This is a genomic window from Vibrio sp. D417a (assembly GCF_030248595.1).
Taxonomy (GTDB): Bacteria; Pseudomonadota; Gammaproteobacteria; order Enterobacterales; family Vibrionaceae; genus Vibrio; species Vibrio alginolyticus.
Map to the genome: position 1 here is coordinate 181,502 of NZ_JAHGAM010000015.1, position 18,658 is coordinate 200,159.

The window sequence follows — 18,658 nt, forward strand, 5'->3', positions numbered from 1 at the left end:
TTTTGTTGGATCATTATGAGTTACGCGGAACTATTTTGTCAGTCTAACTTCTCTTTTTTGACTGGGGCTTCTCATGCAGAAGATCTGGTACTCCAAGCTGCTTTCTATCGCTATCAAGCTCTAGCTATAACGGATGAATGTTCAGTCGCGGGCGTTGTCAAAGCCCATGCAACCATCGAACAACATAAACTCGATATCAAACAAATCGTTGGAAGTATGTTTTGGTTAAATGATGAATGCCAAATCGTACTGCTTTGCCCTTGTCGCAAGGCTTATGCCGAGTTGTGTCGTATCATCACAAACGCAAGGAGACGCAGTGAAAAAGGCAACTATCAACTGTTCGAATGGGATTTGATGTCGGTTCGACATTGTTTGGTATTGTGGCTGCCCACACATCAAGAGAGTGATCACTATTGGGGGCGCTGGCTCAATCAACACCACGCTAATCGTTTGTGGGTAGCGATTCAGCGCCATTTGAGTAACAACGATACTGAATACATTGCGCACTGCGAGCAGTTAGCACATGAATTTCAATTACCTATAACTGCCTGCGGAGGCGTTCTCATGCATGATGTTGAACGCTTGCCATTACAGCATGTACTTACTGCTATAAAGCATGGGTGTAGCGTCGATAAACTCGGTTTTGATCGTATTTCGAATACTGAGCGAGCGCTTCGTCCTTTTAAAAAGTTGATTCGGATTTACAAACCAGAATGGCTGGAAGAAAGCACTTACATCGCCGATTTATGCGAGTTTAAGCTCTCCGATTTAAAATACGAATATCCTACCGAGCTGATCCCAGATGGTTACACACCCGACTCTTACTTACGTATGTTGGTCGAACGCGGTAAAAAGCTGCGTTTTCCTGAAGGCGTGCCAGCAGAAGTCAATCAAACCATCGAGAATGAACTGGCGCTTATTCAAGAGCTGAAATACCACTACTACTTCCTTACTATTCACGACATCGTAATGTTCGCGAAACAGCAAGGCATTCTTTACCAAGGGCGAGGTTCCGCTGCAAACTCTGTGGTGTGTTATTGCCTGGAAATTACCGCCGTCGATCCTCGACAAATCGCTGTCTTATTCGAACGATTTATCAGTAAAGAACGTAAGGAACCGCCGGATATTGATGTGGACTTTGAACACGAGCGCCGTGAAGAAGTTATCCAGTATATTTACAAAAAATATGGCCGTGAGCGTGCAGCACTTGCTGCAACAGTGATCAGCTATCGCTTTAAAAGTGCCGTGCGTGAAGTCGGTAAAGCATTAGGGATTGAAGAGACCCAATTAGATTTTTTCATTAAGAACGTTAATCGCCGAGATCGCAGCCAAGGCTGGCAAGCTCAAATTATTGAACTTGGCTTACAACCAGAATCTCTCAAAGGGCAGCAGTTTATCCAATTGGTCAACGAGATCATTGGCTTCCCGCGCCATTTATCTCAGCACGTAGGTGGCTTTGTAATTTCATCTGGCCCTTTATATGAGTTGGTACCTGTTGAAAATGCCTCGATGGAAGATCGCACTATCATTCAATGGGATAAAGACGATTTAGAAAGCTTGAAGCTACTAAAAGTCGATGTGCTCGCACTCGGCATGTTAAACGCCATCAAAAAGTGCTTTCAGCTGGTCGAGAAACATCACCAGCGATCCCTCTCTATTTCCGAAATCACTCGCCGACAAGATGATCCACACGTGTATCGCATGATCCAAAAAGCTGACACGATAGGCGTATTCCAAATAGAATCTCGTGCACAAATGAGCATGCTTCCTCGCCTAAAGCCTGCTTGTTATTACGACTTAGTGATTCAAATTGCAATTGTTCGTCCAGGCCCTATTCAGGGTGATATGGTGCATCCTTTTTTAAAACGACGAGATCACAAAGAGCCTGTCAGTTATCCATCGGAAGAAGTAAAAAGCGTTCTGGAGCGGACTATGGGCGTCCCTATTTTCCAAGAGCAAGTCATCAAGCTAGCCATGGTAGCCGCAGGGTTTAGCGGCGGCGAGGCCGATCAACTCCGTCGAGCGATGGCATCATGGAAAAAGAATGGCGATCTCGCTAAATTCAGGCCAAAACTGATCAATGGTATGCAAGAGAGAGGTTATGACTTAGCGTTTGCTGAGCGCATTTTCGATCAGATATGCGGCTTTGGTGAGTACGGTTTCCCTGAAAGTCATTCAGCGTCTTTCGCAGTGCTGGCATATTGTTCTGCATGGTTAAAATATTATTACCCAGCCGAATTTTACACTGCATTGTTGAACAGCCAACCAATGGGATTTTATAGCCCATCGCAATTAGTACAAGATGCTCGCCGACATGGCGTCGAAGTATTGCCGGTGTGCGTCAATCATTCAAAATATCAACATCATCTCGTCTCACGTCCGAATGGCAGGCTCGGCGTGCAACTTGGTTTTCGCTTGGTGAAAGGCTTTAACGCAGAAAGCGCACAAAGGCTTATTGAGCGCAAACCACTTAATGGTTACCGATCGATTCAAGAAGTAAAGCAGATATTAAGAAGCCGAAGTGACATTGAATTATTGGCTTCAGCCAATGCATTTCAGGCCTTATCGGGAAATCGTTATAACGCTCGCTGGGCAGCAATGGATTCCTTATCTGACCTACCATTGTTTCACAAGGTCGAAGAACCCAATGTTAGCTACCAGACTCAACCCTCTGAATATGAAGACTTAATTGAGGATTACGCAAGCACGGGACTATCTCTTAGCCGCCATCCAATTAAATTATTAGAAGAAACGGGCAAACTCCCTCACTTTACCCGCATGAGGCAACTGACAGAGAAACCGCATAAGTCACTGGTCACAGTGGTAGGTGTGGTAACAGGAAGACAATCTCCAGGCACCGCCGCTGGCGTGACATTTTTTACGTTAGAAGATGACACGGGCAACATTAATGTGGTCGTTTGGCAAGCTACAGCACGAGCCCAAAAGCAAGCGTATTTAGGCGCTAAAGTATTAATGGTGAAAGGCATTCTTGAAAGAGAGGGAGAAGTCACGCACGTCATTGCTGGTAAGTTGATTGATTGCACGCACTACTTGAACAATCTACAAAGTAAATCTCGGGATTTCCATTAGTACAGAGGAATTAAGGAGAGAGATGTTAAAAATCAGAGAGAGGTGCGCTCCCTCTGATTTCACTAGATCTAATCATGCACTTTTAGAAAGCATCTGGCGTAATCGGTCTTGAGCAACTTCAACCAGCAGATCCGGTTGGAATTTAGATATAAAGCGATCACAGCCTACTTTTTGTACCATGGCTTCATTAAAACTACCGCTCAGAGAAGTGTTCAATGTGATAAACAACTTAGACATACGTGGATCTTGGCGCACTTCATGGGTCAGTTTATAACCGTCCATTTCAGGCATTTCAGCATCCGTAATCATCATCAACAGCTCTTTTTCTACATCTTTACCTTCATCACACCAACGTTTTAAAACCGTTAACGCTTCTAGCCCGTCACGACACTCGATGATATTCATACCCAATTGAGAAAGCGTATCGCGAACTTGATTACGAGCTGTAGAGGAATCATCCACAATCAGAACATTACGCCCGACCATTGCTTGGGCCAGTTCTTGATCGAGAATGTCCTCCGAAATAGTCACGTCGTAATGCACGATCTCTGCTAAAACTTTTTCAACGTCAATAATTTCGACAATTTGAGAGGCATCCCCCTCTTTGATTTGCGTGATAGCCGTGAGGTAATTCGAGCGACCAGACGTGGAAGGAGGCGGCTGAATTTCAGTCCATGCCGTATTAATAATGTTTTTAACCGGACCGACTAAGAAGCCCTGCACCGTGCGGTTGTACTCTGTCACGATCAAATTTTCTTCTTCCGCTTCACCACGTAAAGCAGGAAAACCAATTGCGCCTCGTAAATCAATCACTGGTACCGCTTCACCTCGTAGAGAAGCAACCCCACGAATATTGTAGTGCGATCCAGGGAGCTTGGTTAACGGTGGAAGCTTGATGACCTCTTTCACTTTGAACACATTAATCGCAAATAATTGGCGACTATTTAAAGTGAACAGCAGAAGCTCTAGTCGATTTTCACCAACCAAGTTTGTACGCTGGTCAACCGTATTTAACACTCCGGACATACTACTACCTAAATTATGGATAATTCTTATTTTACTCGAAATCAGTACAGACACAGCAAGGTTATATAACCAAATAACCTTAAAATATTTGGCTTTTCGAGCACAGCTTTAAAGTACAACAGTTTTAGCGTATTACTTCTCTTTGCATCAGACGCAAAGTCACGCAGCACATTGAAAGCCATTTTGTTTATTTACTTGAGCTTTTTAGGAAATTACATGAATGGCGCAGATATAGCAATGCAACATAACTCAAATTCCCTTTCTAGTAATAGGCGATCAAAAAGGGTGAGCCGTTAAGTCTCACCCTAAATCACCTACAAATGCAGTCTCAACAGCCAGGCACATCATCATGTTAAAAAGTACTTAACCTTCCACAACCTTCATCAATAGTTGACCATCGTACAACGCTTGCTTAATCAACGCGGCACCAGGCATTGTGGCTTGCTTATAGAAACGAGACTCCACCAGCTCAAGATCTTGGTGATAAACAGGTAAACTCTGCTCTTCGATACAGCGACGAACCGCAGGATAAAGCACATCTTTTGCTTGGTTAATCACACCACCGATCAAGATTTTCTCAGGGTTAAATAAGTTGATCACAATAGCAATTGCAGAGCCTAAGTAACCTCCAAGTTTTTCAATCACATCGACGGCCAAAGGATCACCGTTTGCAGCGGCTTCACAAATGCTCTCAATACTCATTTCTTCTTGTTTAGCAAGAATAGAGTCTTCGCCATCAGCGATTCGTCTTACGACTTCTTCACGAATTGCCTGAGAACTGGCAACGGTTTCCAAACAGCCAATATTGCCGCAATGACAACGTTTTCCATTTGGGTCAATTTGAATATGCCCGAGTTCACCAATGTTACCGTGACGGCCTTGCAAAACGCGCCCATCCAGAATGATGCCCGCACCTAAACCGTGGTGGATAGAGATAAGAACGGAGTTGTCATTATCTTGAGAATGACCAAAAAGCTTTTCTGCTAATGCCCAAGCTCGCGTGTCATTGGCAATGAAAACTGGCAAGCCTGTTGCTTTGTATATCTCTGGTCCAAGAGCAAGATTTTCGACATTGTAATGAGGCATCTGCAAAACGACACCTTGCTCTGAGTTCACGAGACCAGGCAGTGTAAGGGCAATACTGGTAACCCGATCCAGTTGATCCGCGTAAGTCTGAAAAAATTCATCAATTTCGTAAAGCAGGCGCTCAAGCACATCGTCTTGGTCAAGCTCGTGTATCTCGATTTTAGTATCGATCAGTACATCACCGCCTAACTCATGCAAAGCAATGGTTAAATAACCCCGCCCCAAACGCATTGACAAAAATTGCCAGCCTTCATTATTGACCTGCAAACCGACAGCAGGTCGACCACGACTCGTCGCTTCTTGTACTGTCGTTTCATGAATCAAGTGCGCTTCAATTAATTCTCGAGTGATTTTGGTGATACTAGCAGGAGCAAGCTCACTCTGCTTGGACAAATCAATTCGAGAAATAGGACCTTTTAGGTCAATTAGTTTATATACACGACCAGCATTGACCTGTTTGATATGATCAATATGGCCCGGTTGAGCCATGTACATCTTGCACTCCGAAATTCTATAACGGGACAATTTTTTTACTTTGCGAACTAATTGTGAAGTGAATTAATAAATCCCCGTGACAAGCATCACGTATAAACCTGTTTGTTTGTGTATTCAATCAAATAACGAAGAATCTACTCCTGTTAAATTGTTTGAAAAATAACTTATTTTTATTCACTAAATTATGAAGTAGTGCCTTTAAAGCAGCGCATTTTTATCAATAAGGCCATTGCCTGTCGAATATCTGTCTGTTTTACCGGGGTTACTCTTAATGTAAACATTCTGTGCATATACTTATATTCAAGTAGCTTTAAGGTGTGGGCTCAGCAACGAGGCTAACCTTGAGAGCGATTGCGTAAAGTAAGGATAGAGTTCAAGTTACCTTTACACACACATTCATCGGAGAATCTATGACTTCCAAATTAAGACGAACAAAAATTGTCACTACGCTGGGTCCTTCAACGGATAAGGACAATATACTTGAGGAGATCATCAAAGCCGGTGCAAACGTTGTCCGTATGAATTTTTCACATGGAACCAGTGAAGACCACATTCAACGTGCGAACAAAGTCCGTACCATTGCAGCAAGACTTGGGCGTCAGGTTGCTATTCTTGGTGACTTACAAGGCCCTAAAATCCGTGTATCAACGTTTAAAGACGGCCAAGTCATTTTGAATGTGGGCGATAAATTCACATTAGATAGTGATTTACCAAAAGGTGAAGGCAATAAAGAATCTGTAGGGTTAGATTATAAAGAACTACCGCAAGATGTTTCACCAAATGACATTTTATTACTCGATGATGGACGCGTTCAGCTGCAAGTTACCAAAGTAGAGGGTAATAAAGTTCATACCCGTGTGATTGTCGGTGGTCCACTGTCCAACAATAAAGGGATCAACAAAAAAGGCGGCGGATTGTCAGCCGATGCGCTCACAGAGAAAGATAAAGCCGACATTCTTACCGCCGCAGCAATTCAAGTGGACTACCTTGCTATTTCATTCCCACGTAACGGCGAAGACATGCATTACGCTCGACGCTTAGCCAGAGATGCAGGCCTTGAAGCCATGTTAGTGGCTAAAGTCGAACGAGCAGAAACCGTCGCGACCAATGAGTCTATTGACGACATTATTCTCGCATCCGATGTGGTGATGGTTGCACGTGGTGACCTTGGTGTAGAAATCGGTGACCCTGAGCTCATTGGTGTCCAGAAAAAACTGATTCGCCGCGCACGCAGTTTAAACCGTATCGTGATTACTGCGACACAAATGATGGAATCCATGATTACTAGCCCAATGCCAACGCGTGCTGAAGTGATGGATGTAGCCAATGCGGTTCTAGACGGCACTGACGCGGTGATGCTGTCTGGAGAGACTGCTGCAGGTAAATATCCTGTAGAAACGGTCAAATCCATGGCCGAAGTATGTGTGGGGGCAGAAAAAATGTCGGAGGCAAGTCTATCAACCTATCGCTTAGATAGAACCTTCGAAACCGCTGAAGAAACCATCGCAATGGCAACCATGTACTCTGCGAATCACATGGAAGGAATTAAAGCGATGATCTCGTTAACTGAGTCCGGCAGGACTGCGTTGATGATGTCTCGCTTAAGCTCTGGCTTGCCAATATTTGCCTTATCACGGAATGAATCGACACTAAATCGAGCAGCATTATACCGAGGCGTGACACCTGTATATTTCGAGTCAAAAAGTGATGCGGGTTTACCAACGGCTCAAGCAGCGATTACTAGCCTTAAAGAGCAAGGGTTCTTGCACAAAGGTGATTTAGTCATTATTACTCAAGGCGATGTAATGGATGTTGTGGGCTCAACCAACTGCATGCGCATTCTACAAGCGTAGTCGTTATACCTAACTGGAATTAACCACAAGAACCCGCAAATAAGGCTCCGAAAATGGAGCCTTATTTATATGCTTTGTATATTGCGCACATCGTGAACGTAAGAAGGTTTATGCACTCTCTCTACCATCAATTTCAACATCCAGCTGGTCATAGAGTTGAACTAGGTTAAACCCAGCTTGAAGCCCAAGTTGATAGTCATGCTCTAGTGACTCTTGGTCACTTAACAAAGAAGAAGAACGAAGTCCCTCTTTAGGCGCTACTTGTAAAATAAAAGTGTCGTCAGGTGGAGCAGATATAAAGGCCTGAGTGAGCTCAAATGTTTGATAATGAATCATCAGCATGTCGGCTAAACCTGAATCAAAATTCTCACCAATCAGATGACTTAAACGATACAAGTTATCGGCACCGAACAACCAACGACCTCCATTTAACAGCATTTTCCCTGCAAGCTTCGATTGATGTGCTGCATTAATTTTTTGTTGGAAGAACGACGCCCAATCCAGCTTCCACTGATTCACTTTTTGCTGCCATGATTGCTGTACTGAGTTGATAGACTCCCGATACCATTCGACAGGCGCATCCCCCACTTCACTTTGGGCTCTCGCTTCAATCTCTGAAAACGGCTCTGTGCGAATGACAATAATGTTGCGAGCATTCTGACGCCACGCTTCTTGTACAGGGATAGAGGCAGACACGCCGCCATCAACAAACTTATTGCCATTTACGTCGACAGGTCCGTGGTACAACTTGGGAATCGCACATGTCGCTAGCATAGTGTTAAACCACGAGTCATCCAAGATTGGTAGATATTGATCTGATAGCGTCTCTATATTCGTTACCGCAGCAAACGCTCCTCGTTTTCCCAATGCACTGCGACCTAAATCAAGGTCAAGCTTGTATGGGAAATCTTGAATCCGTTCTAATGCCCACTCTAAACCTAAGTACTGCTGCTTTCGGATATAGCGAAACAGATTAAAAAATTCAGGAGACGTTGTCAGCTCGGTAATAAAAGCTTTGCCCATGCCATGTTGACGACACAAGTAAGAACATAAGTTGAGTGCTCCGGCAGAAGTGCCATAGAATTCATCGAAAGGATCGAAGTTGGAAAGTAAAAAGGCGTCTAAAACGCCAGCGGTAAAAATCCCTCTCTGCCCTCCACCTTGCGTGACTAAAGCAGTTTTACCATGCCTAAAGTGCTCATAAACTTTTACATCAAGCTCTGCATGGCTTTCTGTGATTATACCGCTGTTACGTATCATAGGCTCACGCCATTTTGTTAAAACGTTTGGTAAAAGTGGTTATCTTAAGCTGTTGTAATAGCAATGATGCCAAATGACAAAAGCACTGCAAAAACAGTCACCACAATGATTAATGCGGATTTTAGATCGTGTTCCATAAACACCTCCTTAATATGTAACAAATTAATAACACCGGTGTGAAATATGTTCAAGATTTGCTTAATTTAGTCGCGCAATTTTGACTAACCCATCACAATTAGCTTAGTCATAATAAGGAGATAGGGCATGAACCAAAAACTCAGCTGGCTAGTAGGAATCATGATGATGAGTACTGCTATCAATGCACAAGCGAATATCATCATTACGCCATACATAGGCTATACAGGAGGCGGCCAAGTAGAGGATGAAAGTGATAATACATACGATCTCGACCCCGCAGTGAATTACGCTCTTTCAGTCGAGACTCCCTTAGAAAAAGGAAGGATCGGATTGTTTTACTCCAATCAATCGACGGAACTTGAAAAGCTGTCCAACTCGGCAGATATCCATTATCTGCACTTCCAAAGCAGCATGTACTATCCTGTCGCAGAAAATTGGCAAACCTATATCGGTGTAGGTTTGGGCGCTTCTTATGCCGATGTGGATTGGGTAGACAAAAAATACGGATTTTCGGCTAGCGCTTTTGCAGGGCTGGAATATGAATTTTCAAAGAACTTTGCATTAACAGCCCAACTGAGATGGTTAGGAACGGTCGTTGATAACGATACATCTGGCGCCTGTACTCTACCTAATGACGGCTCAAACTGTATCATTAAGTTCGATACTGATTGGATGAACCAATTCCAATCAAATGTCGGTTTTAGTTTCCGCTTCTAATTTTTATGCATGTTCCTTTGCAGGACTCGTCACAAAGAACGCTGAACGAGTCCTGCACAGAGCCGATAAAGGATATCGTCTAAGCACCATTGTTTGGCAAAGTAACGAAGCATCATCTAGATAGGTGCACAAAAGATAGCCGTACGCCCTAATTCATCAAAATAGTCTTAAACACCAAAGCAATTATTATATCCCAGTCATTTATTCCAGACAAACAACCAACCACCCACACAAAACCACAATCAAACTCAAATTTAACAAGATTAAAACCAGACAACGCATCTGAATTAACATTTAGATTCTATTGCGCTAAGTATTATTAGAAGTTAGTCTGATCAGTGAAAACAGATAAATATTTCAGTTTTATCAAACACACATCAAAATTTTAAGATTAATAATCTACTTTCTCTTACAGTAGCCAGAATATAGCTCTATAAAATTATAATAAGTTAGAATTAAGGATAGAAAAGCTGATGGATAACAGCGGTCCTTTCTTCCAACTGTTTGCGCAATTATTACTGTGTTACGTAGAGAGCTTCATTCCTCAGGGAGTCTTATAGGAGTCAAATATGAAGCGAGAACAATGGGGATCCCGGGCGGGATTCATCTTAGCAGCAGTTGGGTCTGCTATCGGTTTGGGAAACATTTGGCGTTTCCCATACATGGCCTATGAAAACGGTGGCGGCGCATTTTTTATTCCTTACATTTTTGCCATGATCACTGCCGGTATTCCATTTATGATCCTTGAGTTCAGTATGGGACAAAAATACCGAGGCTCGGCACCAAAAACACTTGCGAAAATTCATTCTAAATTTGAATGGCTTGGCTGGTTCCAAGTTGGTGTGGCTGCAGTTATTGCCGTTTACTATGTGGCTGTTATCGGTTGGTCGATTTCTTACTTTGGGTTGTCGTTCACTCAAGGTTGGGGAACCGATACCAACGCATTTTTCTTTAGTGAATACCTAAAGCTAGGTGACAACTCACCAACAGACTTAGGCAGTATTCAATGGAAGATTGCTTTATCCATGGTAATTGCTTGGGCAATTACTTACACCGCCATTGCCAAAGGCGTGAAATCAGGAATTGAACGAGCATCTAAAATTATGATGCCAATCCTATTCTTGATGGTGATTTTCTTAATCGGACGTATGATTTTCTTGCCAGGAGCTCTAGATGGCGTGAACTACATGTTCGAACCCGATTTCAGCAAAATTTGGGATGTGAAAGTATGGGCAGCGGCATATGGTCAGATCTTTTTTACGCTAAGTATCGGCTTCGCCATCATGCTAGCTTACTCTAGCTACCTACCAGAAAAGTCGGACATAACGAATAACGCGTTTATGACCGTGTTGATCAACTGTGGCTTCTCGATCCTAGCCGGCATCATGATCTTCTCAGTATTGGGTTACATGGCTCAAGAGCAAGGTAAGCCGTTAACAGAGGTGGTATCTGCAGGCGTTGGCTTGGCTTTTGTTACTTTACCTGCGGCAATTAACCTACTACCTGCCCCATATATTCTTGGTCCACTGTTCTTCTTTGCACTGGTGGTTGCTGGTCTAAGTTCGCATATTTCAATTATGGAAGCCGTAACTTCAGCCATTATCGACAAGCTGAAGTGGAGCCGTAAAAAAGCTGCAAATGTTGTGATTGGTATTGGCTTCGTTGTCTCTATGGCGTTTGCTACCAATGGCGGTCTGCTGCTACTCGATCTAGTAGACCACTTTGCAAACAACGTTGGCATCATGGTTGGTGGTCTGGTTGAGATTGTCTTGATGGCGTGGCTATTGAAGCGCGTGCCAGAAGTACGTAATTACGTTAACGAGCGCTCTGATTTCTCTGTTGGTCAATGGTTCGAGATCTGCTTACGCTTCGTTACACCAATCATGCTCGCCATTATCTTAGCGACCAAGCTATACGCCCTAATTACTGAAGGCTACGGTGGCTATGATCTAACTTTAGGCTGGGCACTTATCGCCGCACTCTTTATCTTTGGTCTAGTGATCAACGCAGTGAACCGCAAGGAGACAGCAAAATGACAATCAGCGCAATTATTATGATGGTTATTGGTTTAGGTATCACTTGGGGCGGCGCTGCCGTTTGCATTAAGCGAGCCATGAATAAACAATAGAACGTTAAGTTCCATACAAAAAAACGCCGGTAGTTACCGGCGTTTTTTTATACATACATTAGTTCAATTCTAGAAACTGTACTTGATGCCAACGGCGCCGCCAAGTTGCAAGTCAGCACCTTTGTAAAGATCTAGCTCTGGGTGTATTTGACCATAAAGGTCCCAGCCGCGTGATAAATCCCAGTTCACACCAAGTGGTACTCTCACACCAAACTCGTCATCCCATTCATACCAGCCACCAACGCCGACATACCAAGTCACAGGCATGTTTTGATCGAATGTTCCACGCTTAGCGATGTAATCAAACGCCATACCATCGTTTCCGATAATGCCACGATATTTGTTATCTAACTCTACAACAACACTTAATTGTTGATCGACAGCCATACCAACTGATAGATCCGTTGGCTCGCTTGCCGCCATTGCCGTACTAGAAACTAGTCCCAAAACTAAAATGAATTTGTTCTTCATACACGTTATCAATTATTCAAAAAAACATTATTCGCTATTCAAACATAATGGCATATCAATATGTCAACGATGGGTAAGCTCGATGTATGAAAAAGCTGACAAAAGTAAAGATGAGTTTAGGATCACACTAAAAAGGAACTGTCAGTTAATAAAATAGGAACTAAAAAAGGAGGCCGAAGCCTCCTTTTATGCATTACTATGAATGACTGCGATTAACCGTGGTTACGAATCCACTCATCCATTTCAGTTTTTAGGTTATCAGACTTAGTACCGAAGATAGCCTGTACACCACCAGCTACAACTACAACACCAGCAGCGCCTAGTTGTTTTAGCTTGTCTTGGTCAACAGCTGCTGTATCTGCAACTGCTACACGTAGACGTGTGATACATGCATCTAGACCAGTAATGTTAGCTTTACCGCCAAACGCTGCAACCAGTTCACCGCCCATATCAGAGCCAGAAGTTACAGCTGCACTTTCCGTTTCATCTTCACGGCCAGGTGTTTTTAGGTCAAGCGCTGTGATTACACCACGGAACACTACGTAGTAAATTACTGCGTAAACTAGACCAACGGCAATCATTAGCACCATCTTCTGAGCGTTACCAGATAGAACTAGGAAGTCGATCAGACCGTGAGAGAAAGAAGTACCGTGTACAAAGCCTAGAGTATTCGAAACGATGTATGCAGAACCAGCTAGTAGAGCGTGGATACCGTATAGTAGTGGAGCAACGAATAGGAATGAGAATTCGATTGGCTCAGTAATACCAGTTAGGAATGAAGTCAGTGCAGCTGACGCCATGATACCCATTACTTTTGCACGGTTTTCTGGTTTAGCACAATGAGCAATTGCGATTGCTGCAGCTGGTAGACCGAACATCTTGAACATGTAACCACCCGCTAGCTGACCGAAGCCATTACCAGCAGCACGAGATGCTTCATCAGCAACTAGGTAACAAGTTAGTACACCATTTTGAGCTTCACCGGCAGCGTTAACACAAGAACCTGCTTCGAAGAAGAACGGTACGTTCCATACGTGGTGTAGACCGAATGGGATTAGAGAACGCTCAACAACACCGTAGATACCGAATGCTAGCTGTGGGTTTTGGTGTGCAGCCCAATCAGAGAATGCAGAAATTGCACCGCCAATTGGTGGCCAGATAACAGAAAGGATAACACCTAGGATGATCGCAGCAAAACCAGTGATGATTGGCACTGCGCGCTTACCAGCGAAGAAGCCAAGGTACTCTGGAAGTTGGATTTTGAAGAAACGGTTGAATGCCCAAGCAGCCACACCACCGACAAGGATACCACCTAGTACACCTGTATCGATTTTCTCAACACCCATAACGCCCGCCATTACACCTAGCGTTGCCGTCATGATGCCGTAACCAACGATAGCTGCAAGACCTGCAACACCGTCGTTGTTAGTGAAGCCTAGCGCTACACCTACTGCAAATAGAAGTGCCATTTGGCCGAATACTGAACCACCAGCTTGTTCCATAAGATTAGAAACGATCTCTGGAATAAAGCTTAGATGGGCAGCACCCACACCTAATAAAATACCTGCAACTGGTAAAACTGATACTGGAAGCATCAGAGCCTTACCAACTTTTTGCAGGTTAGCAAAAAGGTTCTTAAACATGTTTATGCTCCTGATAAATTTATAAGTATTATTTGGGCACTAACGGCACACCCCCGTAGCCTAAAGGTTAGCACCCAATGAAAATGTAACCACAACTGCATTATATTTTCCGGCTCTAAATATATATTGATGACCCTCAAACTTTCCACACAGTTACGAAATTTAGTTTCAAAACAAGTCTTGGATCACACCCAAAAACAGCCGATGAAAAGGTTTGCATTGCACTTATATTACTGTTTTATAAAGAATTAATTATTTATATAATTAATTTTAAGGCGTAAATAAAATACGCCCCAATGTTATTTTTAGTAACAAAATTACATTTGTGATTTTTGAATGTTATTAAATCAACATTTTTAGTAAACATTAAACTCGTGAGCGTATCTGTTGTTTTTATCAACAAAAAAGGAGCCTAAGCTCCTTTTTTATGCTCTTATTATTTTTTCATCGCAAAAAAAGATTTCGGAAGTTTTCGGTGGTTTTTTGTGCCACTTCAGAAAGAGAGCACGATTTGAGTTGCGCAATATAAGAAGCGACTTCGACAACATAAGCGGGTTGATTCTCTTTGCCACGATGAGGGACAGGAGCCAAGTAAGGAGAATCTGTCTCAATAAGAAGCTTCTCTAAAGGTAGAGTCTTCACCACTTCTTTTAACTCTGTAGCTTGACGGAAAGTAACAATCCCCGAGATAGAAATATAAAACCCCAGCTCCAGTGCAGCTTCAGCAAATGGAAGATCTTCTGTAAAACAGTGGATAACACCACCACATTTCTCTGCCCCACCCTTACGCAAAATATCAAGAGTATCCGCACGTGCGTTTCTGGTATGGATAATTAAAGGTTTGTTGAGCTCCACTGCAAGATCAACGTGTTGCTCAAAGCGCTCTTTCTGTAACGCGGCCGTTTCGGGCTTGTAATGATAATCTAAACCCGTTTCGCCAATAGCGACGACTTTTGCATTCGACGCATGGTGGCGCAATACGTCCATCGAAAAGTCGCTTTCAACATCAAGTGGATGCACACCGCACGAAGCATAAACATTGTCATAAGGCTCGATCATTTCCATCATTTTCGGGAAAGAATCCAGCGTTACTCCAACAGAAAGTAGCTCAGTTACGTTTGCTTGTTTAGCTTTGTTAATAACGTCTTCCACATTGATGTGGAGATCGTCGTAATTCAATTTGTCTAAATGACAATGAGAATCTACGAACATAATGCCTCTCGTGATTCAATTAACCAATTCATTGATAGTAGCTCAAGGTTCAGGCCAGGAAAGGCTTGCACCTGAGCTTTCAGGTTCATCAGCGCCTTCGCTGATGAGTACAAACCGTTATAGTTGTCCGGTTGAAACTTTGTCGCGCCCGGAAGCATTTGAGCTTCTGATACACCAAACTGCGCTTTCTGAGCATCTGTCAGTAAATACCATGCCCAGTCTAGTGATTGCTCTGAGTGTTTAGCGATTAAAGAAGCACACTCAGAAACGTCTGAAACAGGCGAAGACATTGCCTTAATAAAACTGCGTTCAAAAGCCAAGTAAGCTTCGAGATCGCCATTATTTAACGCATCCAATGTTTTTATTGGAGAGCCCATATTCAGTTTTAAGGCGTAAGCAGGAACTTGCTTCGCCCCTTGTTCGTGCATCCATTGCATCGCTTGTTCCGCTGACGGAGGCGCAACAACCCAGTGTTGGCAACGGCTACGAATCGTTGGGAGCAGACGCTCCTGATTGTGGGTAACGAGCAAAAACAAGCACTTTGCCCCAGGCTCTTCTAGCGTCTTTAACAGCGCATTCGATGCCGACTCGTTCATAGAGTCCGCCGGTTCTATTACAAATAGGCGGTAACCATTAAGCTGAGATGATTCCTGAGCAAGACGGTTACAAGCGCGAATTTGGTCCACCGTTATCGCCTTTCCTTCTTTCTCTGGCTTGATCCAGTGTAAATCAGGGTGGTTTTGAGATTGATTTAGCTGGCAGCTATGACAAAAACCGCATGCTTCACTCGCGTAATTTTGGCAAAGAAGTGCTTGGCTAAAAAACTCGATAAGTTTTTCGATGCCCAAGCCCTGCTCGCTTTGTAATAAAAGCGCACCTGGTATTCTGTCCGACTCTAACCCTACTTTGAGGTTATCCCATATTGGCTGTAGCCATGGATAATCATTTAACATGAGTCACCTAAATTTACGTTTCACTTATTGACGAGCTAGCCACTCGTTTAGAGCGTCCCGAATATCACGCGACACGCCTTCAATCGTCTGTTCTGCGTTAATGATAACGATGGAAGGATCGGCATGAGCAATCTCCAAATAACGCTCACGTGTACGCTCGAAGAAACTAATATCCATCTTCTCTATACGATCTAACTCACCACGCCCACGTGCACGCTCAAGCCCAACACGAGGGTCAATATCCATATAGAGAGTGAGAGCAGGTTTAAAATCACCAAGCGTTGTATCCCGGAGATTTTTCATTAACGATGCGTCAATCTGACGGCCACCACCTTGATAAGCTTGCGACGACATATCGTGTCGGTCACCAACCACCCACTGACCGTTTTCCAAAGCTGGTTTGATCACGTTCTCAACCAACTGAACACGTGCAGCGTACAGAAGAAGCAACTCCGTCATGTCCTTAAGTTCTTCGCCTTCGTGCTCTTCTTTCACCAGAGCGCGCATTTTTTCTGCTAGCGGTGTGCCTCCTGGCTCACGGGTATTTACGATATCCTCAATACCGGCCGCTTTTAGCGTATCTAAAACGGTTTTAATCGCAGTGCTTTTACCCGCGCCTTCTAGGCCTTCAACGACAATAAAGTTTGCTTTCATCATTTGTTCTTTCTTAGTTCTCTTAAATAGGCACGAACAGCACGGTTGTGCTCAGCAAGGGATTTCGAGAATACATGTCCGCCCTTTCCACTTGCTACAAAATATAAATAGTTGCTGCTTTCTGGATTCAAAGCCGCTTCAATGGAAGCTTCACCAGCCATCGCAATCGGTGTTGGTGGCAAACCATTGATGGTATAGGTGTTATATGGTGTCGGCGTACGCAAATCTTTCTTACGAATGTTGCCATCGTAGGCGTCACCCATACCATAAATAACTGTCGGATCAGTTTGTAACCGCATACGTTTGTTCAATCGGTTGATAAACACAGAAGCGACGCGCTCACGCTCAGAATCAATAGCCGTCTCTTTCTCGATGATAGACGCGAGAATCAAGGCTTCATATTTATCCTGTAATGGCAGCTTTTCTTGACGAGCTTCCCAGCTAGCGTCCAGTATTTTATTGAGTTTTCGATGCGCTCGTTTTAATAACTGGCTTTCACTCGCACCCGCTGTGTAATGGTAGGTTTCTGCTAAAAACAACCCTTCTAGCTTTTCTCTCTCAATTCCGAGCTTCGCAGCCATTTCTTTTTCTGAAAGATCGGTTAAATCATGCTTTAAATAAGGAGCACTTTTTAGTTGATCTACCCATTCAGAAAAGCGGCTGCCTTCAACAAAAGTGATCGCAAACTGGTATTCTTTTCCAGTATTCAGATGCTCCAATGTTTGCGAAAGTGACATACTAGGCTCAAGTTGGTAAGTACCCGCTCGCACTTGCAACAATTCTGGATATAAGTGAGGAATTAAACGGATGTACTCCGATGTTTCAATCACCTCATCTTCAACTAAGGCGCGCATGACATGATGAAAGCTTGTACCACTTTCTACAGTAAACAGCTGAGGTTGTTCCAATAGAACAGGCTTTTCAACGTATTGTTTAGCCTGTGAAATTATATAAAAAACAGCTGCTGCGCCTATCACTGCGATCAGCACAACAAAAGCCAACAGTTTTTTAATCACGTAGTTAAATTCCCTTGCAGTCGTTGAGTCAATTTTCCTATCGGAAATATAGTCTTAGAGGTCGATGTCACTATGCTGCGAATAGGTGCGACACCTAATATTGAGTTACACATGAAAGCCTCATCAGCACTCAGAAAATCTGGAAGTATAAAACGCCCCTCGATGACTTCAATATGACTTACTTTAAGTAACTCAAGCACCTTACGACGCATTACGCCCGTAACGCCTGATAAGGTCAGCTCCGGCGTAAATACTTTATTACCTTTAACCCAAAAAAGGTTGGCCATTGTAGTTTCAATGACATGGTTTTGCACATTTAACGTTATTGCATCTGCAAACTCTGTATTGTCGATTTCAGCCTTGGCGAGAATCTGCTCTAAACGGTTGTTGTGCTTATGTCCCGCAAGTAAAGGTTGAATCCCTAGACGAGTATTACAAACGCCCAAGTCCACGCCTTGTTCTTGCCAAGATGAATAATGAGAAGGAAACGCAAAATTGGAAATCGTCACGATAGGGCTTTCAATCCCATTAGGGCTATACCCTCGCCCGCCAATACCGCGGCTAACGTGAATCTTCACCCCCGCTCGTGCGTCAGATAAAACCGCTTTGCTTGCCCAATCATGCACAACTTTCCAGTCAGGTGAAGAGATCTTCAAAGCGTCAAGGCAAGCACTCATGCGCTCAGTATGTTCCTGCCAGTAAACCAACTCTCCATTTTGGGTCAGGATGGTGGTAAAGCCTCCATCACCGTATTGGAATGAGCGATCACCTAGCTCTACATGCGTTTGCGGAACTCCATTTACCCAAAACATTCACGTACCTTCAAATTAGCAGACAACAAATAAAACAAAACGGCTCAATGCTAAGCATCGAGCCGTTAGAATACAAGTTTCGCTTATCTAAATTAGGTTAGATA

The 18,658-nt window shown here is 43.5% G+C and carries 16 protein-coding genes; 5 read left to right on the forward strand and 11 right to left on the reverse strand.

Annotation, left to right across the window (positions count from 1 at the left end; all coding sequences use genetic code 11):
* The first annotated feature begins 15 nt into the window (after window positions 1-15).
* The gene (locus KI742_RS14600) at window positions 16-3,090 is read left to right on the forward strand and encodes an error-prone DNA polymerase (RefSeq protein WP_285385576.1); all 3,075 of its coding nucleotides are present in this window, start codon (window positions 16-18) and stop codon (window positions 3,088-3,090) included.
* Window positions 3,091-3,162: 72 nt separating this feature from the next.
* Here the strand turns inward: KI742_RS14600 and KI742_RS14605 are convergent, their stop codons facing one another.
* Together KI742_RS14605 and KI742_RS14610 are read right to left on the reverse strand one after the other, a co-directional pair.
* A complete protein-coding gene (locus KI742_RS14605; protein ID WP_005372976.1) occupies window positions 3,163-4,116 on the reverse strand; it encodes a chemotaxis protein CheV in 954 nt (317 codons plus the stop codon).
* Between the two features lie 363 nt (window positions 4,117-4,479).
* A complete protein-coding gene (locus KI742_RS14610) occupies window positions 4,480-5,697 on the reverse strand; it encodes an ROK family protein (protein ID WP_005372973.1) in 1,218 nt (405 codons plus the stop codon).
* Window positions 5,698-6,107: 410 nt separating this feature from the next.
* Here KI742_RS14610 and pyk point away from each other — a divergent pair, with 410 nt between their 5' ends.
* Complete coding sequence (gene pyk / locus KI742_RS14615; protein ID WP_151515006.1) at window positions 6,108-7,550, forward strand: pyruvate kinase; 1,443 nt, start codon at window positions 6,108-6,110, stop codon at window positions 7,548-7,550.
* Window positions 7,551-7,658: 108 nt separating this feature from the next.
* Here the strand turns inward: pyk and KI742_RS14620 are convergent, their stop codons facing one another.
* Both KI742_RS14620 and KI742_RS14625 read right to left on the reverse strand, forming a co-directional pair.
* Window positions 7,659-8,810, reverse strand: coding sequence for a patatin family protein (locus KI742_RS14620; RefSeq protein WP_258494406.1), 1,152 nt, complete (start codon window positions 8,808-8,810; stop codon window positions 7,659-7,661).
* A gap of 44 nt (window positions 8,811-8,854) precedes the next feature.
* Window positions 8,855-8,947 (reverse strand): YnhF family membrane protein, encoded by a 93-nt coding sequence (locus tag KI742_RS14625; RefSeq protein WP_005372970.1) that lies wholly within the window; start codon window positions 8,945-8,947, stop codon window positions 8,855-8,857.
* Window positions 8,948-9,074: 127 nt separating this feature from the next.
* Between KI742_RS14625 and KI742_RS14630 the strand changes: the two genes are divergently transcribed.
* The 3 genes from KI742_RS14630 (at window position 9,075) to KI742_RS14640 (ending at window position 11,793) form a co-directional block, all read left to right on the forward strand.
* On the forward strand, window positions 9,075-9,665 hold the full coding sequence (locus KI742_RS14630; RefSeq protein WP_285385575.1) for an outer membrane protein: 591 nt from the start codon (window positions 9,075-9,077) through the stop codon (window positions 9,663-9,665).
* Between the two features lie 569 nt (window positions 9,666-10,234).
* The gene (locus KI742_RS14635) at window positions 10,235-11,701 is read left to right on the forward strand and encodes a sodium-dependent transporter (protein WP_005372966.1); all 1,467 of its coding nucleotides are present in this window, start codon (window positions 10,235-10,237) and stop codon (window positions 11,699-11,701) included.
* The gene (locus tag KI742_RS14640; protein WP_017633863.1) at window positions 11,698-11,793 is read left to right on the forward strand and encodes a MetS family NSS transporter small subunit; all 96 of its coding nucleotides are present in this window, start codon (window positions 11,698-11,700) and stop codon (window positions 11,791-11,793) included. The genes KI742_RS14635 and KI742_RS14640 overlap by 4 nt, the downstream gene beginning before the upstream one ends.
* Before the next feature lie 69 nt (window positions 11,794-11,862).
* On the opposite strand, the gene KI742_RS14645 is transcribed toward KI742_RS14640, so the two are convergent.
* The 7 genes from KI742_RS14645 to pabC all read right to left on the reverse strand — a co-directional run bounded on the left by KI742_RS14645 (window position 11,863) and on the right by pabC (window position 18,554).
* Window positions 11,863-12,264, reverse strand: a complete 402-nt coding sequence (locus KI742_RS14645) for a hypothetical protein (RefSeq protein WP_005372960.1) — start codon at window positions 12,262-12,264, stop codon at window positions 11,863-11,865.
* 212 nt (window positions 12,265-12,476) lie between these two features.
* The gene (gene ptsG / locus KI742_RS14650; RefSeq protein WP_005372959.1) at window positions 12,477-13,907 is read right to left on the reverse strand and encodes a PTS glucose transporter subunit IIBC; all 1,431 of its coding nucleotides are present in this window, start codon (window positions 13,905-13,907) and stop codon (window positions 12,477-12,479) included.
* A gap of 444 nt (window positions 13,908-14,351) precedes the next feature.
* Window positions 14,352-15,119, reverse strand: coding sequence for a TatD family hydrolase (locus KI742_RS14655; RefSeq protein ID WP_005372957.1), 768 nt, complete (start codon window positions 15,117-15,119; stop codon window positions 14,352-14,354).
* Window positions 15,110-16,072 (reverse strand): DNA polymerase III subunit delta', encoded by a 963-nt coding sequence (locus KI742_RS14660; RefSeq protein WP_005372955.1) that lies wholly within the window; start codon window positions 16,070-16,072, stop codon window positions 15,110-15,112. Before KI742_RS14660 ends, KI742_RS14655 begins: the two co-directional genes overlap by 10 nt.
* 24 nt (window positions 16,073-16,096) lie before the next feature.
* Window positions 16,097-16,729 (reverse strand): dTMP kinase, encoded by a 633-nt coding sequence (gene tmk, locus KI742_RS14665; RefSeq protein ID WP_005387350.1) that lies wholly within the window; start codon window positions 16,727-16,729, stop codon window positions 16,097-16,099.
* Entirely contained in the window at window positions 16,726-17,742 is a 1,017-nt protein-coding gene (mltG, locus tag KI742_RS14670; RefSeq protein WP_151515008.1) for an endolytic transglycosylase MltG, read from the reverse strand. Before mltG ends, tmk begins: the two co-directional genes overlap by 4 nt.
* The gene (gene pabC / locus KI742_RS14675; protein ID WP_151515009.1) at window positions 17,739-18,554 is read right to left on the reverse strand and encodes an aminodeoxychorismate lyase; all 816 of its coding nucleotides are present in this window, start codon (window positions 18,552-18,554) and stop codon (window positions 17,739-17,741) included. The genes mltG and pabC overlap by 4 nt, the downstream gene beginning before the upstream one ends.
* Between the last annotated feature and the right edge of the window lie 104 nt (window positions 18,555-18,658).